This is a genomic window from Streptomyces desertarenae (assembly GCF_042681365.1).
In the GTDB taxonomy this organism is placed as follows: domain Bacteria; phylum Actinomycetota; class Actinomycetes; order Streptomycetales; family Streptomycetaceae; genus Streptomyces; species Streptomyces desertarenae.
The window spans coordinates 136709-161589 of sequence record NZ_JBHUFU010000010.1; the positions used below are offsets into that span (position 1 = coordinate 136709).

At 73.3% G+C, this 24881-nt stretch carries 23 protein-coding genes; 4 read left to right on the top strand and 19 right to left on the bottom strand.

Annotation, left to right across the window (positions count from 1 at the left end):
- Positions 1 to 7: 7 nt before the first annotated feature.
- Both ACFSJS_RS17985 and ACFSJS_RS17990 read left to right on the top strand, forming a co-directional pair.
- Positions 8 to 916, top strand: a complete 909-nt coding sequence (locus ACFSJS_RS17985; protein WP_380901797.1) for a 5'-3' exonuclease — start codon at positions 8 to 10, stop codon at positions 914 to 916.
- Positions 917 to 1039: 123 nt separating this feature from the next.
- On the top strand, positions 1040 to 1882 hold the full coding sequence (locus ACFSJS_RS17990) for a siderophore-interacting protein (protein ID WP_380901799.1): 843 nt from the start codon (positions 1040 to 1042) through the stop codon (positions 1880 to 1882).
- 1 nt (position 1883) lies between these two features.
- Here the strand turns inward: ACFSJS_RS17990 and ACFSJS_RS17995 are convergent, their stop codons facing one another.
- The 12 genes from ACFSJS_RS17995 to ACFSJS_RS18050 all read right to left on the bottom strand — a co-directional run bounded on the left by ACFSJS_RS17995 (position 1884) and on the right by ACFSJS_RS18050 (position 15454).
- Entirely contained in the window at positions 1884 to 3044 is a 1161-nt protein-coding gene (locus ACFSJS_RS17995) for a phosphatidylinositol-specific phospholipase C1-like protein (protein WP_380901537.1), read from the bottom strand.
- 211 nt (positions 3045 to 3255) lie between these two features.
- Positions 3256 to 6063, bottom strand: a complete 2808-nt coding sequence (locus ACFSJS_RS18000; RefSeq protein ID WP_380901539.1) for a DEAD/DEAH box helicase — start codon at positions 6061 to 6063, stop codon at positions 3256 to 3258.
- 45 nt (positions 6064 to 6108) lie between these two features.
- Complete coding sequence (locus ACFSJS_RS18005; protein ID WP_380901541.1) at positions 6109 to 7014, bottom strand: diacylglycerol kinase; 906 nt, start codon at positions 7012 to 7014, stop codon at positions 6109 to 6111.
- Between the two features lie 16 nt (positions 7015 to 7030).
- Complete coding sequence (tatC, locus tag ACFSJS_RS18010) at positions 7031 to 7993, bottom strand: twin-arginine translocase subunit TatC (RefSeq protein WP_380901543.1); 963 nt, start codon at positions 7991 to 7993, stop codon at positions 7031 to 7033.
- Positions 7994 to 8060: 67 nt separating this feature from the next.
- Positions 8061 to 8345, bottom strand: a complete 285-nt coding sequence (gene tatA / locus ACFSJS_RS18015; protein ID WP_380901545.1) for a Sec-independent protein translocase subunit TatA — start codon at positions 8343 to 8345, stop codon at positions 8061 to 8063.
- 265 nt (positions 8346 to 8610) lie between these two features.
- Positions 8611 to 8814, bottom strand: a complete 204-nt coding sequence (locus ACFSJS_RS18020; RefSeq protein WP_380901547.1) for a hypothetical protein — start codon at positions 8812 to 8814, stop codon at positions 8611 to 8613.
- A 79-nt stretch (positions 8815 to 8893) separates the two neighbouring features.
- Entirely contained in the window at positions 8894 to 9856 is a 963-nt protein-coding gene (locus ACFSJS_RS18025; RefSeq protein WP_380901549.1) for a helix-turn-helix transcriptional regulator, read from the bottom strand.
- A 15-nt stretch (positions 9857 to 9871) separates the two neighbouring features.
- Positions 9872 to 10858 (bottom strand): helix-turn-helix transcriptional regulator, encoded by a 987-nt coding sequence (locus tag ACFSJS_RS18030; RefSeq protein ID WP_380901551.1) that lies wholly within the window; start codon positions 10856 to 10858, stop codon positions 9872 to 9874.
- 121 nt (positions 10859 to 10979) lie between these two features.
- Positions 10980 to 11351, bottom strand: coding sequence for an FKBP-type peptidyl-prolyl cis-trans isomerase (locus ACFSJS_RS18035; RefSeq protein ID WP_380901553.1), 372 nt, complete (start codon positions 11349 to 11351; stop codon positions 10980 to 10982).
- Positions 11352 to 11450: 99 nt separating this feature from the next.
- Positions 11451 to 12473, bottom strand: a complete 1023-nt coding sequence (locus ACFSJS_RS18040; RefSeq protein ID WP_380901555.1) for an FKBP-type peptidyl-prolyl cis-trans isomerase — start codon at positions 12471 to 12473, stop codon at positions 11451 to 11453.
- Between the two features lie 196 nt (positions 12474 to 12669).
- Complete coding sequence (pafA, locus tag ACFSJS_RS18045; protein WP_380901557.1) at positions 12670 to 14031, bottom strand: Pup--protein ligase; 1362 nt, start codon at positions 14029 to 14031, stop codon at positions 12670 to 12672.
- A gap of 157 nt (positions 14032 to 14188) precedes the next feature.
- Positions 14189 to 15454, bottom strand: a complete 1266-nt coding sequence (locus ACFSJS_RS18050; RefSeq protein ID WP_380901559.1) for an MFS transporter — start codon at positions 15452 to 15454, stop codon at positions 14189 to 14191.
- 145 nt (positions 15455 to 15599) lie between these two features.
- Here ACFSJS_RS18050 and ACFSJS_RS18055 point away from each other — a divergent pair, with 145 nt between their 5' ends.
- Positions 15600 to 16661 (top strand): LacI family DNA-binding transcriptional regulator, encoded by a 1062-nt coding sequence (locus ACFSJS_RS18055; protein ID WP_380901561.1) that lies wholly within the window; start codon positions 15600 to 15602, stop codon positions 16659 to 16661.
- 73 nt (positions 16662 to 16734) lie between these two features.
- Here the strand turns inward: ACFSJS_RS18055 and prcA are convergent, their stop codons facing one another.
- The 5 genes from prcA to arc form a co-directional block, all read right to left on the bottom strand.
- Positions 16735 to 17490 (bottom strand): proteasome subunit alpha, encoded by a 756-nt coding sequence (gene prcA, locus ACFSJS_RS18060; protein ID WP_380901563.1) that lies wholly within the window; start codon positions 17488 to 17490, stop codon positions 16735 to 16737.
- Positions 17491 to 17512: 22 nt separating this feature from the next.
- Entirely contained in the window at positions 17513 to 18358 is an 846-nt protein-coding gene (gene prcB / locus ACFSJS_RS18065; RefSeq protein WP_380901565.1) for a proteasome subunit beta, read from the bottom strand.
- Between the two features lie 125 nt (positions 18359 to 18483).
- Positions 18484 to 18702, bottom strand: coding sequence for a ubiquitin-like protein Pup (locus tag ACFSJS_RS18070; RefSeq protein WP_380901567.1), 219 nt, complete (start codon positions 18700 to 18702; stop codon positions 18484 to 18486).
- Between the two features lie 189 nt (positions 18703 to 18891).
- Positions 18892 to 20403, bottom strand: coding sequence for a depupylase/deamidase Dop (gene dop, locus ACFSJS_RS18075; protein ID WP_380901569.1), 1512 nt, complete (start codon positions 20401 to 20403; stop codon positions 18892 to 18894).
- Between the two features lie 254 nt (positions 20404 to 20657).
- On the bottom strand, positions 20658 to 22424 hold the full coding sequence (gene arc, locus ACFSJS_RS18080; RefSeq protein ID WP_380901571.1) for a proteasome ATPase: 1767 nt from the start codon (positions 22422 to 22424) through the stop codon (positions 20658 to 20660).
- A 277-nt stretch (positions 22425 to 22701) separates the two neighbouring features.
- Between arc and ACFSJS_RS18085 the strand changes: the two genes are divergently transcribed.
- Positions 22702 to 23016, top strand: coding sequence for a ferredoxin (locus ACFSJS_RS18085; RefSeq protein WP_380901573.1), 315 nt, complete (start codon positions 22702 to 22704; stop codon positions 23014 to 23016).
- Positions 23017 to 23053: 37 nt separating this feature from the next.
- Here ACFSJS_RS18085 and ACFSJS_RS18090 read toward each other — a convergent pair whose 3' ends face one another.
- Together ACFSJS_RS18090 and ACFSJS_RS18095 are read right to left on the bottom strand one after the other, a co-directional pair.
- Positions 23054 to 23614: a hypothetical protein gene (locus ACFSJS_RS18090; protein WP_380901575.1), complete on the bottom strand. Its 561-nt coding sequence runs from the start codon at positions 23612 to 23614 to the stop codon at positions 23054 to 23056.
- 326 nt (positions 23615 to 23940) lie between these two features.
- Positions 23941 to 24852 (bottom strand): tRNA (adenine-N1)-methyltransferase, encoded by a 912-nt coding sequence (locus ACFSJS_RS18095; RefSeq protein ID WP_380901577.1) that lies wholly within the window; start codon positions 24850 to 24852, stop codon positions 23941 to 23943.
- Positions 24853 to 24881 lie beyond the last annotated feature (29 nt).

The following is a 24881-nucleotide window of genomic DNA, read 5'->3' on the forward strand; positions in this document are numbered from 1 at the left end:
ACGCCTGATGCTCCTCGACACCGCATCCCTGTACTACCGCGCCTACTTCGGGGTCCCGGAGTCGGTGCGGGCCCCCGACGGCACCCCGGTCAACGCGGTGCGCGGGCTGCTGGACTTCATCGCCCGGCTGGTGCGCGACCACCGCCCGGACGACCTGGTCGCGTGCATGGACAACGACTGGCGGCCCGCGTGGCGGGTGGAGCTGATCCCCTCCTACAAGGCGCACCGCGTCGCCGAGGAGACCTCCGCCGGACCGGACGTGGAGGAGGCCCCCGACACCCTCTCCCCCCAGGTCCCGGTGATCGAGGAGGTGTTGGACGCGGTCGGCATCGCCCGCCTGGGCGCGGACGGCTACGAGGCCGACGACGTCATCGGCACCCTCGCCCGCCGCGCCGCCGGCCCGGTGGACGTCGTCACCGGCGACCGCGACCTGTTCCAGCTCGTCGACGACGCCCGCGGGGTGCGGGTGCTCTACCCGGTCAGGGGCATGGGCGACCCGGCGGTCGTGGACGAGGCGGCGCTGCGCGAGAGGTACGGCGTGGAGAGCGGACCGGCCTACGCGGACCTGGCGCTGCTGCGCGGCGACCCGAGCGACGGCCTGCCGGGCGTCCCGGGCGTCGGGGAGAAGACCGCGGCGAGGCTGCTCCGGGCCCACGGGGACCTGGCGGGCGTCCTGGCCGCGGTCGGCGACCCCTCCTCCGGCCTGACCCCCGCCCAGCGCAGGAAGCTGGAGGCGGCGCGGGAGTACCTGGCCGTGGCGCCGAAGGTGGTGCGCGTCGCGGACGAGGTGCCCCTGCCGGAGGTCGACGCGGCGCTTCCGGCCGAGCCCCTCCGCGCCCGGGAGCTGGAGGAGCTGGCCGGCCGGTGGGGCCTGGGCGGTTCCCTGAGGCGGCTGCTGGACGCCCTGGCGGAGTGACACCGGCGGTCCGGCGCACCGGATGCTAGGTTGGTTAGGCAGACCTAACCAACTGTTCGAGGGAGTCCCGTGGCAGAAGGACGTCCGACGCGCCGTGCACCGCGTGCCAACCGGGCCCGGGTGATGCGCAAGGAGCGGCTCGGCCCGCGGATGGTCCGCGTGGTGCTCGGCGGCGAGGACCTGGCGGACTTCCCGGCGGGCGAGTACACCGACCACTACGTCAAGCTGCTGTTCCCGCCCGAGGGCGTGCGCTACCCCGAGCCCTTCGACCTGGCCGCCGTCCGGCAGAGCCTCCCGCGCGACCGGTGGCCCGTCACCCGCACCTACACCGTGCGCTCCTGGGACCCGCGGACGCGGGAGCTGGCCCTGGACTTCGTCCTCCACGGCGACGAGGGCCTGGCCGGGCCCTGGGCCGACCGCGTCGAGCCCGGTGAGGAAGTCCTCTTCCTGGGCCCCGGCGGCGGCTACCGCCCCTCCCCCGAGGCCGACTGGCACCTGATGGTCGGCGACGAGAGCGCGCTGCCGGCCGTCGCCGCCTCCCTGGAGGCCGTTCCCGGCGGGGCACCGGTGCGCGCCTTCGTCGAGGTGGCCGGCCCGGAGGAGGAGCTGGAACTCGACCTGCCCCCGGACGCCGAACTGCGGTGGCTGCACCGCGGCACCGCGCGGGTGGGGGACCTGCTGGTCGAGGCGGTGCGCGCGCTGGACTTCCCGCCCGGACGGGTGCAGGCGTTCGTCCACGGCGAGGCGGGCTGGGTGAAGGAGCTCCGCCGCCACCTGCGCACCGAGCGGAAGGTGCCGCGCGAGCGGTTGTCGATCTCCGGCTACTGGCGCCTGGGCCACGACGAGGACGGCTGGCAGGCGTCGAAGCGGGAGTGGAACGCGCAGGTGGAGGCGGAGCAGGAGGGGGCGGAGGCGGGCGGGACGCCCGGCGCCCCCTCCGCGGGCCCGCCCGCTCCCCCGTCCTGAGTCAGCGCTCCAGCCGTTCCGTCCGGCAGCCCGGCGGCGCGCCGACCGGGGTGCAGCGGGCGGCGGTCCCCTCCGGCAGCCGCGCGGTGTAGTCCGACCCGTGGCGTGCCGCCATGCCGGGGGCGGGGAAGTCGGTGCTCACCATCTGGGCGCCCGAACCCAGCGCGGCCCGCAGCCGGGAGGTGTCCCCCGAGGCCGCCTCCTCCAGCGGCACGTCGGAGCGGGTGCGGACGAAGTAGCCGCGCTCCACCAGGTCCTCGATGACGGCCCGGTTCCCCCCGGTCGGGTCGTTCCACTTGACGAAGGCGGCGTCCGGGCGCCCGGGACGGGAGTCGGTGAACAGCACCCGCCCCCGGAGGCTCTCGCGGCCCCCGGCCCGGTAGGCGTCCTGGATCCCTCGGTCGTCGTTGTCCATCAGGAACATCACCTTCCCGCGGGAGGCGGCCAGGGTCGGCCAGCCGTGGCGGAGGACCGACTGCTCCAGGGTCTCGCCCCGGCGGCGGACGTCGTCGGGGGTGACGGTGTCCCGGTCGCCGAAGACGGTGCGGATCTCCGCGTCCAGCGCGTCGAGCATCGCGGTGTCCCACGGCGGGCTCTTCGCGCCGCCCCGTTCCTCCAGGCGCGGGTCGGTGCGCTTGAGCTCCAGCAGGATCGGCACGGTGACGTGGCCGGGGTTCCGCCGCGACCAGTCCCTGACCTGGGTGAGGCAGCCGCGCAGGGTGACGCAGCTCGTCCCGGGGTCGAAGTCGGCCCAGTGCAGCACCTTGAAACCGGGTCGGCGCCAGGCCGGGTCGGCGGGCGCGGGCAGGCCCGCGGCCCGGCGGACCAGGGGGTCGGCGTACAGGCCCCCGTCGGGGTCGGGGAAGACGTCCAGCTCGATGCCGCGGACGCGCTGCTCGGCGAACTGCACGGGCAGCGAGGCGTGGCTGTACAGCAGGGTGCCGACGTTCGGGTCGTACCGCTCCATCACCTTCTGCTCGGCGAAGGAGACCTCGCGGTGGTAGCTGTTGTGCGTGGCCACCACCTGGACGTGGTTGAGCCTGAGGTGCCCGGCAGAGGCGCCGGGGCGGGCCTGGGCCGCCGGGGACAGCGCCGCGACGGCGGCGAGCGCGGTCGCGGCGGCGGCCCAGCGGCGGAGCCGGTCTCTGTTCGGGGTGCGCACATCGGCCTCCGGTGGGACGCGGGGCCGCCGGGGCGCGGGGCCGTGGGAGGCGCGGCGGGACGCGCGGGAACCCGGCGGGACGTGACGCGATGCTCCCCCGGCCGGACGACCCGCGCGTGCCCGGCGGATGACGCCCGGCTGAACACGCCGCGGGCCCGGCGCGCGGACGGCACCGCGCACCGGGCCCGGACCGCCGGGCGGTCGGCGGCCGTCAGGTCACGGAGCTGTAGGACACCACGCCGCGCAGCAGCTTCTCCGACGCCTTGCGGGCGTTGCGCGCGACGGTGCCGCCCTCGGGAGCCGCCGCCGCGATCTGGCCGAGCACGTCGACGAGCTGCTTGCACCAGCGCACGAAGTCGCCCGCGGGCATCTCGGCCTCCCGCAGCACCGCGTCCAGGCCGTCGCCCTCCGCCCAGCGGTAGGCGGCCCAGGCGAAACCGAGGTCGGGCTCGCGCTGGCCGACGCCCTCGGCCTGGTCGATGCGGTGCTCCTCCTCCAGCGCGTCCAGCCGGCCCCAGATGCGGACCATCTCGCCCAGCGCGTGCTTGGCCCCGCCGCCCGGCAGGGTGGGGGGCAGCGCGTCGTCGGCGGAGCGGGACTCGTAGACCAGGGCCGAGGCGCAGGCGGCCAGTTCGGTCGGGGAGAGCCCCTCCCAGACGCCCTCGCGCAGGCACTCGCTCGCCAGCAGGTCCAGCTCGCCGTAGAGCCGGGCCAGCCGCCTGCCGTCCTCGGTCACCTCGTCGCCGCGCAGGTAGCCCAGGTCCGACAGGAGGGCGTAGACCCGGTCGAAGGTGCGGGCGATGGTGTTGGTGCGGCCCTCGATGCGGCGCTCCAGCTGGCGGGTGTCGCGCTTGAGGCGGTGGTAGCGCTCGGCCCAGCGGGCGTGGGACTCCCGTTCGTCGCACCCGTGGCAGGGGTGGGCGCGGATCGCCTTGCGCAGCCGCACGATCTCGGCGTCGTCGGCCGCCTCCGAGCGCTGCCTGCGCCGGGTGCGGGCCGGCTCGTGGTGGCCGGCCTTGGTGCGCAGCGCGGAGGCCAGGTCGCGGCGGGACTGCGGGCTGCGCGGGTTGAAGGACTTGGGGATCCGCATCCGCTCCAGCGGCTCGACGGGCACGGGGAAGTCCACCGACGCCAGCCGCTTGACCTGGCGCGCGGCGGTCAGCACCAGGGGGCGCGGCCCGTCGTGGTGGTCCCAGCCGCGGTTGCCGTGGCTGCGTCCGGCGGGGACGCCCGGGTCCAGCACGAGCGCCAGCCCGGCGAACTTGCCGGTGGGAACGTGGATCACGTCGCCGGGCCGGAGCTTCTCCAGCGCGTCGGCGGCCGCCGCGCGCTGCTGGACGGCGCCCTGCCGGGCGAGTTCGGTCTCCCGCTCCTTCAGCTCGCGCCGCAGCCGCGCGTACTCGTCGAAGTCGCCCAGGTGGCAGGTCATGGCCTCGCGGTAGCCCGCCAGGCCCTCCTCGTTGCGCTGCACCCTGCGGGAGATGCCCACGACCGCGCGGTCGGCCTGGAACTGCGCGAAGGACGTCTCCAGCAGTTCGCGCGAGCGGTGCCGACCGAACTGCGAGACCAGGTTGACGGCCATGTTGTAGGAGGGCCGGAAGGAGGAGCGCAGCGGGTAGGTGCGGGTGCCGGCCAGACCGGCCAGGGCCCCCGGGTCCATGCCGCGCTGCCACAGCACCACCGCGTGGCCCTCGACGTCGATGCCGCGCCGCCCGGCGCGCCCGGTCAGCTGGGTGTACTCGCCGGGGGTGATGTCGACGTGCTGCTCGCCGTTCCACTTGACCAGCTTCTCCAGCACCACCGACCGGGCGGGCATGTTGATGCCCAGCGCGAGGGTCTCGGTGGCGAAGACGGCCTTGACCAGCCCGCGGACGAACAGCTCCTCCACCACCTCCTTGAAGGTGGGCAGCATGCCCGCGTGGTGCGCGGCGATGCCCCGCTCCAGGCCCTCCAGCCACTCGAAGTAGCCGAGCACGTGGAGGTCCTCGTCGGGGATGGAGGCGGTGCGCTCCTCCACGATCTCGCGCACCCGCGCCCGCTGCGCCGCGTCGTTGAGGCGGAGTCCGGCGAACAGGCACTGCTGGACGGCCGCCTCGCAGCCCGCGCGGCTGAAGATGAAGGTGATCGCGGGCAGCAGTCCCTGGGAGTCGAGCTGCGCGATCACCTCGGGCCGGCCGGGCGTCCAGATCCTGCTGCGCTGGCGCCGCTCCCGCTCGCGGTCCGCCTCGCGCATCGGCTTGCCGCGGCGGCGGTCGCGGAAGGAGAGCACGCGGCTGTTCTCCATCTGGGCCATGCGCAGCAGGTCGGGGTTGACCTCGCGGCGGCCGCCCTTCTCCTCGAAGAGGTCGTACATCCGCCGCCCGGCCAGCACGTGCTGCCACAGCGGCACGGGCCGGTGCTCGGAGACGATCACCTCGGTGTCGCCGCGGACGGTGTCCAGCCAGTCGCCGAACTCCTCGGCGTTGGAGACGGTCGCGGAGAGCGACACCAGGGTCACCGAGTCGGGGAGGTGGATGATGACCTCCTCCCAGACGGCCCCGCGGAAGCGGTCGGAGAGGTAGTGGACCTCGTCCATCACCACGTAGCCCAGGCCCTGGAGGGCCTGGGAGCCGGCGTAGAGCATGTTCCGCAGCACCTCGGTGGTCATCACGACCACCGGCGCACCGGAGTTGATGCTGTTGTCACCGGTCAGCAGGCCGACCTGCTTCCCGCCGTAGCGTTTGACCAGGTCGTTGTACTTCTGGTTGGACAGCGCCTTGATGGGGGTGGTGTAGAAGCACTTGCGGCCCTGCGCCAGGGCCAGGTGGACGGCGAACTCGCCCACGATCGTCTTGCCGGAGCCGGTGGGCGCGGCGACCAGCACGCCCTTCCCGGCCTCCAGGGCCTTGCACGCCTCGATCTGGAACGCGTCCAGCTCGAAGTCGTACATCTCACGGAAGGGTGCCAGAGCGCTTGCCTCCTCGGCGGCCCGTCGCCGGGCGGCCGCGTAGCGCTCTGCGGGAGACATGTCCTCGGTCATCGTACGTACGAGCCTACCGGCCACCGCCGACAGAGGACATGATCTTCACGGGACGGCGGGTGCGGGGACGAGGACCCGTACCGCCTCCGGCACCGCCTCGGCGGTCAGCGGCAGCGGACCCAGCGGCTCTCCGTCGGCGTATCCGGTCACGCCGGGCGCCTCCAGGGCGACCGTCGCGGCCCGGTGGACGGTGACGGCGGGGTGGCCGAGGTGGGTGCCGCGGTAGACGCGGGGGAAGACCCGCAGCAGGGTGGCGCGGCTGCACTCCCCCACCACCGTGACGTCCAGCAGCCCGTCGTCCAGCTCGGCGCCGCCGCAGATCCGCATCCCCCCGCCGTAGGAGGGGCCGTTGCCGACCGCGACCAGGGTCGCCTCCACCTCCAGCGCGGGCCCGCCGTCGAGCGTGATCCGGTAGGGGATCGGGCGCAGCGCGGCCAGTTCGGCGAGGATCGCCAGGTCGTAGCGGAGGCGGCCGGCGGGCCACCGCATGCGGTTGCCGCGGTCGCTGACGCGGGAGTCGAAGCCCGACGCCAGCACGCTGCCGAACCAGCGGCCGCCCACCCGGCCGAGGTCGACGGGGCGGCCGCGGTGCTCCTTCAGCGCCGCCGCGGCGATCCGTCCGGCCCGGGCCGGGTCGCGGACGGGCAGGCCGAGGGCGCGGGCGATGTCGTTGCCGGTGCCGACCGCGACGACGCCGAGCGGGGTGCCGGTGCCCGCCACCGCCTGGAGGGCGAGGGAGGTCATGCCGTCCCCGCCGACGGCGATCAGCGCGCCGGTGCCGCCGCGGACGGCCGCGCGGGCGCGGGCGAGGGCGTCGTCGGCATCGGTGCCGACGACCGTGCGCACACAGAAGCCCGCCCCGCGCAGGGCGCGTGCGGCGGGCTGTGCCGCGTCACGGCCGCGGCCGCGGCCCGCGGCGGGGTTGACGAAGAGGGTGATCTCGCCGGTCACGCGCGGACGATACCGCTCAGGTGGCGTCGTCGTAACCGCTGCGCCGGGCCGGGCCGTCGTCGGCGGCGTTCTCGGAGAGCGCGGCGGGCGTGTCGACCGGCGGGGCCACGCCGACCGCCTCCGGAGTGTGGTCGAGCGGGGACGCCTCGTCGTCGTCCAGTCCGGCGTAGGGGTCCTTGCGCCTGCGCCGGCGGTCGTTGATCAGGCTGATGCCGGTGGCGGCGAAGTAGAGCACGACGATCGGCGCGGCCAGGGCCCCCATGGTCAGCGGGTCGCCGCTGGGGGTGGCGACGGCGGCGAACACGGCGATGGAGACCACCATGATCCGCCACCAGCCGAGCATCCGGCGGCCGGTGATCACACCGCTGAGGTTCAGCATCACCAGTACCAGGGGCAGCTCGAAGGCCAGGCCGAAGACGACCACCATCCGCGTGATGATGTCGAGGAGGTCGTCCAGCGGGACGAGGTTGCCGGTGCCCTCGGGGGTGAACTCGATCAGGGTCGAGGCCATCGCCGGCAGGACGATGTAGGCCAGGTAGGCGCCGCCGAGGAAGAGCGGCACACCGGCCGCCACGAAACCGCGCGCGTACTTCTTCTCATGGCTGTGCAGGCCGGGGGCGAGGAAGGCCCACAGCTGGTAGAGCCAGACCGGGCAGGCGAGCACCAGGCCGGTGGTGAGGCCCACCTTGAGCATGACGGTGAAGGGGGCGATCAGACCGTTGAGGGTGATCTCGGCGCAGGCCTCGCCCTCGTCGGCGGCCCTGCCGAAGCCCTCGGTGCACCCGACGGCGTCGCGGAGGGGCTCGGTGAGGAAGTCGGCGATCTGCTTGTAGTAGACCAGCCCGACGACGGTGACGGCCAGGATGGCCAGCACCGACTTCATCAGGCGGTTGCGCAGCTCCCGCAGGTGCTCCGCGAGCGGCATGCGCCCTTCGGGATCCTTCTGCGGCTTCCCCTGCTTGCGGGCGGACTTGAGCAACCCACGTCCTCGGTGTCAGTGGTCTGATCGGTCGTCTGGGCGGCGGTCGCGCCGGAGCGCGGCCGGATCAGTTCTTGGTGGTCTGCTGGTTCGGCTCGCCGACCGGACGGGAGCTGGTGACGTCGCCGGGAGCGGCCTGGATGGTCTTGGGAGCGGGCTGCTGCGTCGAGGCGTCCGGCTGCTGGGCGGCCTCGTTCTCGCTCTCCTTCTTCATGGCCTTGGCCTCGCTCTTGAGGATCCGGGCCGACTTGCCGAGCGAACGGGCCATGTCCGGGAGCTTCTTGGCGCCGAACAGCAGCAGGATGACAAGGAGGATCAGGACGATCTCCATGGGCCGCAGATTGCCGATCATGTGCCACTACCTTCTCGCCGGGGGAGGCGTTCCTCGTGCCTGCCTACTGATGTGGACGGGCTTCACTCGTGCTGGTGCGCCGGCAGCGATCGTAACCCCGGGAGGTGAACGGGAGGCAATGCCTCTGCGTCATCCCGGTGCCGGGGCCGACCACTGTTCACACACCTTCTGAAGGGTACCGTCCCGGCGCCCGGAGCTGGAGGGTGCGGCGCCCGCCGCCCCCCTGTACGCCCCGTACGGGGGGAACCGGTTCCGGCCGCGGCGCTCAGCGCTCGGCCGCCCGGCCGGCCCGCGCCGCCAGCGGGGCCGCGGCCCGCTCCAGCTCGTCGGCGGCCACCGCGAGGCGCTCGCAGCCGTCGCCGACCGCGCGGGCGAGCCGCCGCACCTCCAGGCCGACACGCACGGCCAGGACGCCGAGCACGGTGATTCCGCAGAAGGCGAGTACCAGGAAGAACATCGGCCAGAGCATGGGGCGAGCGTAGTGGACACCCCCGTTCCGCACCGGGCCGGGACCCGCGGCCGCAGGCCCGGCCCGGTGCGGGCGGCGGTCAGTCCCCGTACGCCGCCAGCGCCGCCAGCGCCGCCTCCCGAGCGCTGTCGGCCAGCTCCGCCGGGGAGACGATCCGTCCGTCGCGGCCCAGCCGCAGGGCCAGCCTGCGCAGGGTGGCCGGGTCGGAGGCGCGCAGGGTGATGCGCAGTCCCCCGTCGGGCAGCTCCTCGGCGCTGTCGTGGGGGTAGTACTCGGCCACCCAGCGTCCGCCGGGGCCGACCTCGATGACGACCTCGGGGTCCTCGGCGGAGGGCTGGACCAGCGCCTCGGACAGGTCGCGCAGCTCGATGGGCGGCGGGTCGGAGGGCGCGTCGAGCAGCCTGATCTCCGCGACCCGGTCCAGGCGGAAGGTGCGGCGCGCCTCGGTCAGCCGGCACCAGGCCTCGACGTAGGTGTGGCCGACGGCGAACAGCCGGATCGGGTCGATCTCGCGCTCGGTGAGCTCGTCGCGCGCCGGCGAGTAGTAGCGGATCCACAGCCGGCGCCGCTCGGCGATGGCCCGGTCTACGTCGGCGAAGACCCCGCCCTCGGACTCGAAGGTGACCGACACCCGCGAGCTGGCCCCGGCGCTGTCCCCCGCCGCCGTCTCGATCTTGGCCGTGGCGCGCTGGAGGGCGTCGCGGTCGCTCTCGCGCAGACCGGGCAGGGTGGCGACGGCCCGCGCCGCGACCAGCAGGGCGGTGGCCTCGTCGGCGGCCAGCCGCAGCGGCTCGCCGGTGCCGGAGCCGACCGCGTCGGCGTTGTGCCACCAGATGCGCTCACCGTCGGTGTCGATGTCCAGCAGGTCGCCGCCGCGGAAGCTGGTGCCGCACATCGGCAGGACGTGGAGGTCGGAGATCAGCTCGTCGGTGGTGATGCCGAAGGCGCGGGCGACGTCCTCCACGCGGGCGCCGGGGCGTTCGCGCAGGTAGGTCACCAGGGACAGCATCCGGCGCGTCTGGTCGATGGCGTTGGCGGCCATGTCGGGTGCCCTCCCTCAGTCCTTGGCGACGGCGCGCAGCCGGTCCACCACGTCGGCCCGCAGCTCGGCGGGTTCCAGCACGACCACGTCCGGGCCGAACTCCACCAGCCAGGCATCCAGTCCGTGGCCGTAGGGGATCTCCAGCTCGTCCCAGCCGTCCCCGGCCTCCCGCACCTCGGTGGCCCGGGCCCGCAGCGGGTAGCCGGCGCCCTGCCGCAGCCGGATGCGGGCGGTGGCGGTGGCGATCTCCCCGGCCCAGCGCTCGACGGTCTCGCGCACGGTGACGTGGTCGGGCACCTCGGCGGTGTAGGCCCCGGCCCGGGAGCGGACCGGGCCGGTGATGCGGGAGAGCCGGAAGACCCGCTCGGCCCCGCGGTCGCGGTCGAAGCCCGCCAGGTACCAGTGGCCGCGCCAGCACTCCAGGGTCCACGGCTCGACGTGCCGGGTCTCGGGGCGGGCGGCGTTGGACCTGCGGTAGGCGAAGGTCACCGGGCGCCGGTCGCGGCAGGCGACCATCAGCGGCTCGAAGGCCGGCTCGCGGGCGGGGATGCGCGGCTCCAGGGCGCTGTGCCCGCCGTAGGGGTCGTCCTCGGCGGCGTCGGCCAGCGGCATGCCCGCGGCGCGCAGCTTCTGCAGGGCGCCGCTGGCGGCTCCGGCCAGACGGGCCTGCTGCCAGACCTTGGCGGCCAGGGTGAGGGCGGCGGCCTCCTCCGCGTCGAGGGTGATGGGAGGCAGGCGGTTGCTGTCGCGGCGGGCCTGGTAGGCGATCTCGCCGTCCAGGTTCTCCACCGTCTCGATGACCAGGCCGAGCTCGCGCAGGTCGTCCTTGTCGCGCTCGAACATCCGGTTGAAGGCGTCGTCGCTCCCGGTCCTGCCCGGCCCGCCGCCGACCTCCAGGTAGGCCTCGATCGACGCCCGCAGCTCGCGCTTGGTCAGCGGGCGGCGGGTCCCCAGCAGGCACAGCGCCAGGTTCATCAGCCGCTCGGCCTTGGCAATGGCCATCGACGCCCTCTCTCGTGCTCGTTCCGGCTCGACCGTACCGCTCCGGACACGCCGGGGACAAAGCCGGGGCCCGGACCGTTCGGTCCGGGCCCCGGCACCGTGTGCGCGCCGCGCCGACGCCTCAGACGGCGACCAGGTCGCAGACGAAGATGAGGGTCTCGCCCGGCTTGATCCGGCCGCCGGCGCCGCGGTCGCCGTAGGCCAGGTGGGGCGGGATGGTCAGCTGGCGGCGGCCGCCGACCTTCATGCCCTGCACGCCCCGGTCCCAGCCGGCGATGACCTGGCCGACGCCGAGCTGGAACTGGAGCGGGGTGCCGCGGTTCCAGCTGGCGTCGAACTCCTCGCCGGTGGAGAAGGCGACACCCACGTAGTGCACGGAGACGCGGTCCCCGGCCTTGGCGACGGGGCCGTCGCCCTCCCAGATGTCCTTGATCTCCAGGTCCGCCGGGGGCTCGCCGCCCGGGAAGTCGATCTCGGGCTTGTCGATGCTCACGAAAAGGCTCCTACGAAGTTTCTTCCGGTCAACCGTGCCAGTCTCGCAGACCCCGCCGGCCGCCGGCGTCCGAGGCGGTCGCCGGCGGCCGGGGGCGCGTCAGACCTTGCCGACGATGTCGACGGAGAAGACCAGGGTGTTCTTCGCCAGCTCCGACTGCGGGTTGCCGCCGTAGGCCAGCTCCGGCGGGATGACCAGCAGGACGCGGTCGCCGACCTTCTTGCCGACCAGGCCCTGGTCCCAGCCCTTGACGACCGAGCCGGTGCCGATCTGGAAGGCCGTGGCGCCCCCGTGGTCCCAGGAGGAGTCGAACTTCTCGCCGTCCTCCCACTTGACCCCGGTGTACTGGACGATCAGGCCGTCGCCGGCCTTGACCTCGGGGCCGTCACCCTCGATCAGCACCTGCTGCCTGAGCTTCCCCGGGGCCTTCTCACCCCGGGGGACGGTGATGGCGGCGGCCTTCTTCCCCTCCGCCTTCACCTCGGGCATGCCCTGCTCGGGCTCGGCCTGCTCACCGCTGACCTCGGCCTCGGCGTCGGCCTTGGCGGCGGCGACGGCGTCGACCACCCAGACCATGCCGTCCGTCTCCTTGATCCCGGCCTGCGGGTTGAGCCGGTCGCCGATGATCGCCTTGGCGGTGCCCTCGACCAGGACGCGGCCTCCGGTGCGCTTGCCGACCAGCGCGTCCATCACCGAGTCGGGCAGCGTCTGCTGCTGCTCGCCGAGGCGGACGACCATCTGGGTGTGGGCGTCTCCCTCGGCGGGCGCGCCGGCCTGCTGGTTCCAGGTGTTGATCAGCTCCTGGTCGCTGCCGGTCATGCGGGCGTAGACGTCCATCCGGACGTAGTCGCCCTCGGCCATCGGGTCGCCCTTGCCCTCGGCGAGGGTGCGCACGGCGGCCTTGTCGGGGGCCTCGGCGTCCTCCGGAACGGTGACCTTCGGCTTCTCTCCGACCTCGCCCGCGACCTTCACCGAGGCGGCGGACCCGTCGGATCCGTCGCCCTCGGAGCCGCAGGCGGCGGTGAAGAGCAGGGCGGGGACGACCAGGACCGCGGCGACACGGCGGCCGAACGTCGCGAGGTGGCGGGGGTGTGGGGGGCGTCCCCCTCGGTTTTGCAGCATCAGTCCAACTCGTGGTGTAGGAGGTGTCCGGGCGTTCCGGGCGCGTCGGCCACTCTAGAGGCCGCCCGTCCCTCCTCCCACAACTCGCGGAAGGCCCGTTTTCGTTCCCGCCGGGAACCGCCGCGTGGTGATCCGGGGGTCCGCGCGGCTCGCGGGAGCGCCGCGGCCGGGGCCGGCCGCGGCGCTCCCGTGGGCGTCACATGCCGGCGATGAGCTTCTCCACCCGCTCGTCCACCGAGCGGAAGGGGTCCTTGCACAGCACCGTGCGCTGGGCCTGGTCGTTGAGCTTCAGGTGCACCCAGTCGACGGTGAAGTCCCGGCGCTGCTCCTGGGCGCGGCGGATGAAGTCGCCGCGCAGCCTGGCCCGGGTGGTCTGCGGCGGCACGGACTTGCCCTCGAAGATCTTCAGGTCGTTGCAGACCCTGGCCGCCTGCCCCTTGCGCTCCAGCAGGTAGTACAGCCCCCTGCGGCGGTGGATGTCGTGGTAGGCGAGGTCTATCTGGGCGATCCTCGGGTGCGACATGGTGATGTTGTTCTTGGCCCGGTACCGCTCGATGAGCTGGTGCTTCATCACCCAGTCGATCTCGGTGGCGACCTTGTCCAGCTCCTGGGACTCCACCGCGTCCAAGGTCCGCCCCCACAGCTCCAGGACCTGGTCCACCACCCCCGTGCGGATGCCGCGGCGCTCGCAGAAGTCGACGGCCTTCTCGTAGTACTCCCGCTGCACCTCCAGCGCGGAGGCCTCGCGTCCGTTGGCCAGCCGGACCTTGCGGCGGCCGGTGGTGTCGTGGCTGACCTCGCGGATGGCCCGGATCGGGTTCTCCAGCGTGAGGTCGCGCATGACCGTGCCCGCCTCGATCATGCGCAGCACCAGGTCGGTGGAGCCGACCTTGAGCAGCATGGTCGTCTCGGACATGTTGGAGTCGCCGACGATGACGTGCAGGCGCCGGTAGCGCTCGGCGTCGGCGTGCGGCTCGTCGCGGGTGTTGATGATCGGGCGGGAGCGGGTCGTCGCGGAGCTGACCCCCTCCCAGATGTGCTCGGCGCGCTGGCTGACGCAGTAGACCGCGCCGCGCGGCGTCTGGAGCACCTTCCCGGCGCCGCAGATCAGCTGCCGGGTGACGAGGAAGGGGATGAGGACGTCCGCCAGGCGCGAGAACTCCCCGTGCCGGGCCACGAGGTAGTTCTCGTGGCAGCCGTAGGAGTTGCCGGCGGAGTCGGTGTTGTTCTTGAACAGGTAGACGTCGCCGGCGATCCCCTCCTCGTGCAGGCGGCGCTCGGCGTCGACGAGGAGGCCCTCCAGGATGCGCTCGCCCGCCTTGTCGTGGGTGACGAGCTCCACCAGGTCGTCGCACTCGGGGGTGGCGTACTCCGGATGCGATCCCACGTCCAGGTACAGGCGGGCGCCGTTGCGCAGGAAGACGTTGCTGCTGCGGCCCCACGACACGACACGGCGGAAGAGGTACCGCGCCACCTCGTCGGGAGACAGGCGCCGCTGCCCCCGGAACGTACACGTGACGCCGTACTCGTTCTCCAGTCCGAAGATTCGGCGGTCCATCAGACTCCTAACGAGGTAACCACCGGTTCTGGCCGGTGGGGAGGATCATTCCCCGGTACGTGGCGGTTTACGTCAGTCCCCCGGGACCGGTCCGGCAGGACCGCGGCCGCGGGACGGAGGCCCCCTTCCCCGGACGGGAGCGGAGTCATGAGGAACATTACGCCTGACGGCCGGTTCCGGAACCGGCTCCGACGCTCCCGCCGTGATCCGTTTCCACCCGGTCGAGGGGGGCGCCGGGGAGCGGTGCGGGCGGAGCCGCCAGGACGCGGCGTGTGGCGAGCAGCACCAGCAGGGCGGCGAGGCCGCCGGCGCCCGCGACCCCGAAGCCCGCCGCCGTCCCGCCGTGCTCGATCACCGGCCCGACCACGGCCGTGCCCGCCGCGGCGCCGACACCGAAGGCGGTCACCAGCCAGGAGAACGCCTCGGTGACCGTGCCGGCGGGCGCGTGGCGGTCCACCACGACGAAGGCGCAGGCGAGCGCGGGGGCGAGGAAGACGCCCGCGACCCCGGTCAGGGCGGTCATCGCCGCCGGGGCGGGCACCAGCACCAGCGGCAGGTAGCCGGCGGCCAGGGCCGCCACCAGGACGCGCAGCCGCGCCTCGGGCTCCCCGGCCCACACCCGTCCGCCGTAGACCACACCGCCCACCAGCGCGCCCGCGCCGAGGGCCGAGAGCAGATAGCTGGAGATCATGCCGTCACCGTGGCCGTCGGCGTAGGCCACGGCGGCCACGGCGATCGAGCCGAGCGCGAGGCCGACGAAGAAGAACGCGCCGAGCAGGCAGAGCAGTCCGCCCGAGCGCAGGGCGCCCAGCCAGTGGGCCTCGCGCGGAGCGGAGCGCCACCGGCGGGAGGGCGGCGAGACCACCACGGACAGGGCCCCCAGCACCCCGAGCGCGTTGATCACCAGCAGGGCCGCCGCCTCGTTCCAGACGGCCACCAGCACCGTGACGGCCAGCGGGCCGGCGGTGAACATCACCTCCTGGGCGACCGCGTCCAGCGCGTAGGCGGCGTGCACCCGGTCGGGCGCCTTCAGGACGGACGGCCACAGGGCGCGCAGGCCCCCTTCCAGCGGCGGGGTGAAGAACCCGGCGACGGCCATCGCGGCCCAGGCCAGGGGGAGCGGGTCGATGCCGGCCAGGGCGAAGACGGCCGTGCCGAGCCCGGACAGCAGCGCGGCGGGCAGCATCACCCTCAGCTGGCCCCACAGGTCCACGGCGCGGCCCAGCAGCGGCTGGCCGACCGCGTTGGACAGGCCGTAGACGGCCGACAGGACGCCCGCCAGGGTGTAGCTGCCTCCCTCGGCCCGGGTGAACAGCACGATCGCCAGGGGGGCGGTGGCGTTCGGCAGCCGTCCGACCAGGGTCCCCACGAGCAGCCGCACCGCGTGCCTGGCGCGCAGCAGCTCGGCGTAGCCCGTCGCCATGCCGGCCTCCTCCTCTGCCGGCCCTGCCGGCGGCTCCCTCGGGTGTTACGTATAACTTGGCTCGCCATACGTACCATGAGTCAGCCCCGGGGTCCACGCCGTTTCCGCCCGGCCCCTCCCCCGCCCGCACCCCAGGAGCCCGCCCGTGACCACTGGACGCCCCCGCCCCACGAGCCGGGACGTGGCGCGCGCCGCCGGGGTCTCGCAGGCGGCCGTCTCGCTGGTGCTGGGCGGGAAGTGGCACGGCCGGGTGTCGGCGGCGAAGGCCGAGGCGGTGCGCGGGGCCGCCCGCGAGCTGGGCTACCGCCCCAACCTCGCCGCCCGCAGCCTGCGGCTGGGGCGCACCCGCACCGCGCTGCTGGTGGTCCCGGCACTGACCAACGAGTTCTTCGCCCGGCTCCACGCGGGCGCCGCCCGGATCGCCGCCGAGCACGGCTTCGGCGTGGTGCTCTACCCCTCCCCGGAGGGGACCGGCCCCGCCCCGGACCCCTTCGGCTCCGCCGGGGCCGCGCTCGACGGCGTGATCGCCTCCTCCATGGCCTCCGAGGCGCTGGCCGCGCTGCGGCCCGGCGGCAGGCTGCCGCTGGTGATGCTCGACAGCGATCCGGAGCGCACCCAGGCGGCGGCCACCGTCAACCTCGACATCGCCGACGGCACGCGGCAGGTGGCGGCGCACCTGCTGGGGCTGGGCCACCGCAGGGTGGCCCACATCGCCGCGGCGGTGGACTCGTGGACCTTCGAGGTGCGGGCCGGGACGCTGGCCGGCGCGCTGCGCGCGGCCGGATGCCCGCCGCCGGTCACCGTCCCCTCCGCGCTGGGAGTGGCGGAGGGGGCGCGGGCCGCGGCGGAGGCCCTGGCCGCCGACCCGCGTCCCACCGCCCTGGTCTGCGACGACGACGTCCTGGCCGCGGGCGCCTGCAAGGCGGTGCGGCGGCTGGGGCTGAGGGTGCCGCAGGACGTGTCCGTCACCGGTTTCGACGACCTGGCGCTCGCCTGCGCGGTCGAACCCGAGCTGACGACGGTGCGGCTGCCGGCCGAGGAGGCCGGCGCGGCCGGGATGCGGGCCCTGCTGCGGGTGCTGGACGGCCCCGCCGCGGGGACCGCCGGGGGCCGGGAGGCGGACGTCACCACCCTGCCGGTGGAGCTGGCCGTGCGCGGCTCCACCGCCCCCGCGCCCGGCTCGCCGGCGGCCCCCGGCGGGCGCTGAGGGCCGCCGGCGAGCCGGGCGCGGGCGGAACGCACTCGGGGCGGGCCGTCACCGGCCCGCCCCGACGCTCAGCTCACTCCCCGGAGCCGTCCGGGGCCCCCGAGGCCCCGGAGGACTCGCCGGAGGCGCCGTCCTCCTCCAGCAGCCGGGAGAGCCGGCTGCCCAGGACACGCTGGAACTTGCGCCGCTGGGGGCGGGTGCGGTCCAGCACGGCCACCTCCAGCTGGTCGGCGGTGAGGGTGCGCTCCCCGCCGTTGCTGTCCCGGCTCAGCGACTCCATCGCGAGCTTCAGCGCCTCGGACAGGGTCATGCCGTCCCGGTGGCGCTGGTCGAGGTAGCTGCCGATCTGGTCGGAGTTGCCGCCGACCGCCACCGAGCCGTGTTCGTCGACGATCGAGCCGTCGTGCGGCAGCCGGTAGATCTGGTCGTCCTCGGGGCCCTCCCCGACCTCGGCGACGATCAGTTCCACCTCGTAGGGCTTCTCCGCGGCGCTGGAGAAGATGGTGCCCAGCGTCTGGGCGTAGACGTTGGCCAGACCGCGCGCGGTGACGTCGGTGCGGGCATAGGTGTAGCCGCGCAGGTCCGCGTAGCGCACACCACCGATGCGCAGGTTCTCGAACTCGTTGTACTTGCCCACCGCCGCGAAGGCGATCCGGTCGTAGATCTCGCTGACCTTGTGCAGTGCCCGAGAGGGGTTCTCGGCGACGAACACGATGCCGTCGGCGTACTGCAACACGACCACGCTGCGGCCGCGCGCGATGCCCTTGCGGGCGTACTCGGCACGGTCCGCCATGGCCTGCTGGGGTGAGACATAGAACGGCGTCGACACCGGCTATCCGTCCCTTCCTGTTCTAGAGCACCGGGGCCTGCGGCCCGTTGGGCGACTGGAGCCGGCCGTCGTGCACCGAGCGGGCGATGTCGGCGACCTCGTCCTCGCCGAGCCTGCGGAAGCCCTCGTCGGTGATCACCGCGACCACGGGGTAGATCCGGCGGACCAGGTCGGGTCCCCCGGTGGCGGAGTCGTCGTCGGCCGCGTCGTAGAGCGCCTGGACGACCACGGTGACGGCCTGCTCCTCGGTGAGGCCCTCCTTGTGGAGCTTCTTGAGGGAGCCGCGGGCGAAGACCGAGCCGGAGCCCACCGCCGCGAAGCCCTGCTCCTCGGAGCGGCCGCCGGTGACGTCGTAGGAGAAGATGCGGCCCTTCTCCCGGTCCATGTCGTACCCGGCGAACAGCGGGATCACCGCCAGGCCCTGCATGGCCATGCCGAGGTTGCCGCGGATCATCGTGGACAGGCGGTTGGCCTTGCCCTCCAGGGAGAGCTGGGCACCCTCGACCTTCTCGAAGTGCTCCAGCTCCAGCTGGAAGAGCCTGACCATCTCCACCGCCAGCCCGGCCGTCCCGGCGATGCCGACCGCGCTGTACTCGTCGGCCGGGAAGACCTTCTCGATGTCGCGCTGGGCGATCATGTTGCCCATCGTGGCCCGCCGGTCGCCGGCCAGCACCACGCCGCCGGGGAAGGTGGCCGCGACGATCGTCGTGCCGTGCGGCGCCTCGACGGCGCCCTTCACGGGGGGCAGCGGGCGGTTGCCGGGGAGCTGCTCGGGCGCGTGCTCGGACAGGAAGTCCATGAACGAGGACGAGCCCGGCGTCAGGAAGGCGGCAGGCAGACGCCCTGAGCTACGGGTGTTGGCTTCCACACGTTTCCTTCCACCAGATCGTGGGACCGGATCTTGGAGGTCCTGCACGGACCTTACCCCTGGCGGCGGATGTCATCCGTCCCGCACCCCCGCCGCTGCGGGGGTGCGGGACGGACGCCCGCGTCTTACTCCCCGCCCTTCTGGACGAAGCTGCGCACGAAGTCCTCCGCGTTCTCCTCCAGGACGTCGTCGATCTCGTCCAGCACGGAGTCCACCTCGTCCGACAGCGCCTCGTGGCGCTCCTTGAGGTCCTCCGAGACCTGCGCTTCCGACGCCTGCTCCTCGACCTCCTCGGTGGACCGCGTCGCCTTCTGCTGACCGCCGCCGGTGTCCTTGGTCGCCATATACCTCACCCCGCTCGGTTGGACGGTACAAGATCAGAGCCTACAAGCCGGGTCCGACATCGGCCCTTTTACTGCCACTGACAAGCACTTGTCTCACTTCCCGCAACTGCCGCCACGTCCGGAAGCCGTCCTGATGATTCCCGCATCCGGGGGTGTTCAGCCGCGTTCCGCACGCCGAGCTCGCGGCCGTCACCTCCCCGAGAGCGCCCGGACCAGCTCCTCGGCCGTGCGGCACCGGTCCAGCAGCTCGCCGACGTGGGCGCGCGTGCCGCGCAGCGGCTCCATGGTGGGCACCCGCTGGAGGGAGTCCCGGCCGGGCAGGTCGAAGATCACCGAGTCCCAGGAGGCGGCCGCCACGGCGTCGGCGTACTGCTCCAGGCAGCGCCCGCGGAAGTACGCCCGGGTGTCCTCCGGCGGGGCGACACGGGCCCGGTCCACCTCCGCCTCGTCCAGCAGCCGCTTCATCCTGCCGCGGTCCACCAGGCGGTTGTACAGGCCCTTGTCCGGCCGTACGTCGGCGTACTGTAGGTCCACCAGGTGCAGCCGGGCGGCGTCCCAGTCCAGGCCGTCGCGGCGCCGGTAGCCCTCCATCAGCTCCTTCTTGGCCACCCAGTCCAGTTCGCCGGCCAGACTCATCGGGTCCCTCTCCAGGCGCCCCAGGACGTCCTCCCAGCGGGCCAGCACGTCGAGGGTCTGCTCGTCCGCGTCCGCGCCCCAGCGCTCCTCCACGTACTTGCGGGCCAGCTCGCAGTACTCCATCTGGAGCTGTACGGCCGTCAGCGTCCGGCCGCTGCGGAGCGTGACCGGGCGGCGCAGCGACGGATCGTGGCTGACCCGGTGCAGGGTGCGCACGGGCTGGTCGACGGCGAGGTCCACGGCGATGAAGCCGTCCTCGATCATGGACAGCACCAGGGAGGTGGTGCCCAGCTTGAGGTAGGTGGAGATCTCCGACAGGTTGGCGTCGCCCACGATCACGTGCAGCCGGCGGTACCTCCCCGCGTCGGCGTGCGGCTCGTCCCGGGTGTTGATGATCGGCCGTTTGAGCGTGGTCTCCAGGCCGACCTCGACCTCGAAGTAGTCGGCCCGCTGGCTGATCTGGAAGCCGTGCTCGGAGCCGTCCTGGCCGATGCCGACGCGGCCGGCGCCGGTGACGACCTGGCGGGAGACGAAGAAGGGCGTCAGGTGGCGCACGATCTCCGTGAAGGGGGTCTCCCGCTTCATCAGGTAGTTCTCGTGCGTGCCGTAGGAGGCGCCCTTGTTGTCGGTGTTGTTCTTGTACAGGTGGATCTGCTGTCCGCCGGGCAGCTCGGCGGCCCGCCGGGCGGCCTCGGCCATGATCCTCTCGCCCGCCTTGTCCCACAGCACCGCGTCGCGCGGGTTGGTGACCTCCGGGGCGCTGTACTCGGGGTGGGCGTGGTCCACGTACAGGCGCGCACCGTTGGTGAGGATGACGTTCGCCAGGCCGATGTCCTCGTCCGTGAGCTGGCTGGCGTCGGCGACCTCGCGCGCCAGGTCGAAACCGCGGGCGTCCCGCAGCGGGTTCTCCTCCTCGAAGTCCCAGCGGGCACGCCGCGCCCGGTGCATCGCCGCCGCGTAGGCGTTGACGACCTGGGACGAGGTGAGCATGGCATTGGCGTTCGGATGGCCGGGCACGGAGATCCCGTACTCCGTCTCGATGCCCATTACTCGCCGTACGGTCATGCGGCCCTCCTTGCCCGGCGGCGGCCCGCCGTCGGGCCTCCGCTCGTGTCCCGCTGCGCACCGGCCCGTGGACGGCCCGCTGTCCCGCGCCGCACGCGGCGGTGGGGTCGAGCCTAGGACGGCCGGAGCGTGGATGGGAGGTCGGCGGGGACCTCCCGGTGTGGTCGTGGGGATCCGGTGGTGGACAAAGGTCCGGCTGCGGACACCCGCCCCGTCTCGCGACGGGGGCGGTGTCCGCAGCCGGACGGTGTCTTCTACAGGTACTGGCCGGTGTTGGCCACCGTGTCGATGGAGCGTCCGGTGTCCGCGCCCTGCTTTCCGGTGACCAGGGTGCGGATGAAGACGATCCGCTCGCCCTTCTTGCCGGAGATGCGGGCCCAGTCGTCGGGGTTGGTGGTGTTGGGCAGGTCCTCGTTCTCCTTGAACTCGTCCACGCAGGCGGCGAGCAGGTGGGCGACCCTCAGGCCCTTCTGGTTGTGGTCCAGGAAGGCCTTGATCGCCATCTTCTTCGCCCGGTCGACGATGTTCTGGATCATCGCGCCGGAGTTGAAGTCCTTGAAGTACAGGACCTCCTTGTCACCGTTGGCGTAGGTGACCTCCAGGAAGCGGTTCTCCTCGGACTCGGCGTACATCTGCTCGACGACCGACTGGATCATCCCGGCGACGGTGGCCTCGGGGTCGTTGTTGTGCTCCGCGAGGTCGTCAGCGTGCAGCGGGAGGTTCGGGGTCAGGTACTTCGAGAAGATGTCCTTGGCCGCCTCGGCGTCCGGACGCTCGATCTTGATCTTCACGTCCAGCCGGCCGGGGCGCAGGATCGCCGGGTCGATCATGTCCTCGCGGTTGGAGGCGCCGATGACGATGACGTTCTCCAGGCCCTCCACACCGTCGATCTCCGACAGCAGCTGCGGGACGATGGTGTTCTCCACGTCCGAGCTGACACCGGAGCCGCGGGTGCGGAAGAGGGAGTCCATCTCGTCGAAGAAGACGATGACCGGCGTGCCCTCGCTCGCCTTCTCCCTGGCGCGCTGGAAGACCAGCCGGATGTGCCGCTCGGTCTCGCCGACGTACTTGTTGAGCAGCTCGGGGCCCTTGATGTTGAGGAAGTAGCTCTTCCCCTGGGGCTGCCCCGTCACCTCGGCGACCTTCTTCGCCAGGGAGTTGGCCACGGCCTTGGCGATCAGCGTCTTGCCGCAGCCGGGCGGACCGTACAGGAGCACGCCCTTGGGCGGGCGGAGTTCGTGCTCCTTGAACAGGTCCGGGTAGAGGTAGGGCAGCTCCACCGCGTCGCGGATCAGCTCGATCTGCCCGCCCAGGCCACCGATCTTGGTGTAGTCGATGTCCGGGACCTCTTCGAGGACGAGCTCCTCGACCTCGCTCTTGGGCACGACCTCGTAGACGTACCCGGAGCGAGGCTCCAGCAGCAGTGCGTCACCGGCCCGGAGCGTGGTGTCCATAAGCGGCTCGGCGAGCCTCACCACGCGCTCCTCGTCGGTGTGTCCTATCACCAGGGCCCGCTCGCCGTCCTCCAGGACCTCCTTGAGGGTGACGATGTCCCCGGCCCGTTCGAACTCCATCGCCTCGACCACGTTCAGCGCCTCGTTGAGCATGACCTCCTGGCCACGCTTGAGCTCGCCGAGGTCGACGCTGGGGCTGACGTTCACCCGGAGCTTGCGCCCGCCGGTGAAGATGTCGGCCGTACCGTCCTCGTTCGCCTGCAGGAAGACCCCGAAGCCGGCCGGCGGCTGGGCCAGCCGGTCGACCTCCTCCTTGAGGGCCACGATCTGGTCGCGGGCCTCACGGAGGGTGTTGGCGAGCCGCTCGTTCTGCGCGGACACGCTGGCCAGGTTCGTCTGCAGCTCGACGATCCGCTCCTCGAGAATCCGAGTGTGCCGCGGAGAGTCGGCGAGCTTGCGGCGCAGGACGGCGATCTCCTGCTCGAGATGGGCAACCTGGCCTGCCGGGTCGTCGGAACCCCGTTCGGGCCGGATGCCGCGGTTGATGTCGTCGTCGTGGGCTGCCACGGTCCTCACCTCCTCCAAGGGGAGCTGGACGCTTCCTGACCCTACCTGGACCCGCGGGGGTTGAAACCCCTAGATCACAAACACGGTCGGGGTGTGTCTGATCTTCACCCTTGCGCACTCCCTTACCCCGGGTGAATACCCACCCAACCTCTCCGGAAAGCGGCCGGTTGTATCGTCGGAGGCGTCAACCCCCCTCACGAGGGGCTCTATTCCGCCAAGATCACACCGGAATTCCGGCACACGAACCGGCCACGAGCGCAGGAACGGCAGGCAGTACATGGGCGCGCAGCACGAGCAGCTCTCGGAACTGGAAGTCTGGATCGACCAGGACCTGTGCACCGGAGACGGCATCTGCGCGCAGTACGCGCCGGACGTCTTCGAGCTGGACATCGACGGCCTCGCCTACGTCAAGCCCCCGGCCCCCGTGGGCGGGGAGGCGGAGCTGCTGACCGCCCCCGGGGCGACCGCCCCCGTGCCGCTCCCGCTGCTGAACGACGTGGTGGACTCCGCCAAGGAGTGCCCGGGCGAGTGCATCCACGTGCGGCGCGCCGCGGACGGCGTCGAGGTCTACGGGCCCGACGCCGCCGGGTGACGCGGCGCGGCGCCGGCCGCCGCCGGCCGCCGCGGGCTCACACGCTTCCGGCCGGCGGCGCCGCCCGGAGCACGAACTTCCCTCCCCGCCAGTCCCATTCGACGTCGCGCGCCCTGTCCGGGCAGCAGCGGGGCACGTCCGGCGAGGAGTAGCCCAGCAGTCTGGCGGAGATCGTTCGGCCGCGGACGGCCAAATCCTGCACCGTCATGCCCTCGCCCGGGTCCACCAGGGTCTCGGCGATCCGCGGCCGCTCCCCCGCGGCCGCGGGGTGGGCCAGCACGTACACCCCGCTGGGCGGGGTGCCGATCCCGGCGGCGCAGCGCACCACCGCCACCGTCTCGGCCCGCCCGTCGCCGTCGAGGTCCGCGGCCGCGCGGTCGACCACCTGCGCCTCCACCGGACCGCAGTCCAGCGGGTAGCGCGCCGTGTCCGCGTCCGGACCGGGAGTCACCGCGGCCTTCTCCGCGGAGGGCGTCGACGCGGCGCCGGCGGGCTCCAGGAGCGCCGCGCCGCCCAGTACCCCGCCCAGCGCGGCGGCCGTCACCAGCCAGTGCAGCGGACGGGAGCGGGCGTGGGACGGCCCGCGGGGGGAAGGCACCGGGGAGGAAGGGGCGTCCCGGGTGCCGGGGCCCGGCTGGCGGGGGACGCCGGAGGCCGTGGCGGGGCCGGAGCGGGGGGGTGCGGAGGCGGCGGAGGGGTCCGACGGGGAGGGCGCAGAGCCTGCCGGAAGCTGCACGCGGTCGACTCCTGGGGGTGCGGGCGGCCGGGGGTGCCAGCATCGTGCCATACGTCACACCGGGACGGAACGCCGGGTACCGGTTCGGCTCCGGCACGGCCGGCGCCCCCGGACCGCGAGGGTTCCGGGGGCGCCGGGACGCGGGCGGGGCCGGTGTTCCCGGCCCGGCGAGCGGCGCAGGGCTCCGGTCAGCTCCGGCCCGAGCCGCCGCCCGACTCGCTTCCGGGGCCGGTGTAGTCCTCCCCGTAGGCGCCCTTGGCCGGACGGCGGCGGCGCATCGGGGGCTCGACGCCGTCGGCGAGGCGGCGGGCGGTGAGCAGGAAGCCGGTGTGCCCGATCATGCGGTGGTCGGGGCGGACGGCCAGGCCCTCGACGTGCCAGGTGCGGACCATGGTCTCCCAGGCCGTCGGCTCGTTGAAGGTGCCGTGCTCGCGGATCGACTCCACGGTGCGGGCGAGCTGGGTGGTGGTGGCGACGTAGGCGCACAGGATGCCGCCGGGCACCAGCGCCTTGGAGACGGCCTCCAGGCACTCCCAGGGGGCGAGCATGTCCAGGATGACCCGGTCGACGTCGGTGTCCGACAGGTTGTCCTGCAGGTCGCCGACGGTCAGCTGCCAGGCCGGGTGCGGGCCGCCGAAGTAGCGCTCGACGTTCTGCCGGGCGATGTCGGCGAAGTCGGCGCGGCGCTCGTAGGAGTGCAGCATGCCCTGGTCGCCGACGGCGCGCAGCAGGAACGTGCTCAGCGAGCCGGAGCCGACGCCCGCCTCGACGACGCGCGCGCCGGGGAAGATGTCGGCCATCGCCAGGATCTGCCCCGCGTCCTTGGGGTAGACGACGGCCGCGCCGCGCGGCATGGACAGGACGTAGTCGGGGAGCAGGGGACGCAGCGCGAGATAGGCGACGTTTCCCGTGGTACGGACGACCGTGCCCTCGGGAGCACCGATCAGCTCGTCGTGGGGGAAGGCTCCCTTGTGGGTGTGGAAGCTCTTCCCCGCCTCGAGCGTGAAGGTGTAGTGGCGTCCCTTGGGGTCGGTGAGCTGGACCTGGTCCCCGACCTGGAAGGGCCCGCGACGGCGGGCGGCACCGGTCGGTTCGGACATGGGGGCAAGGGTAGTCCAGGCCGGGCCCC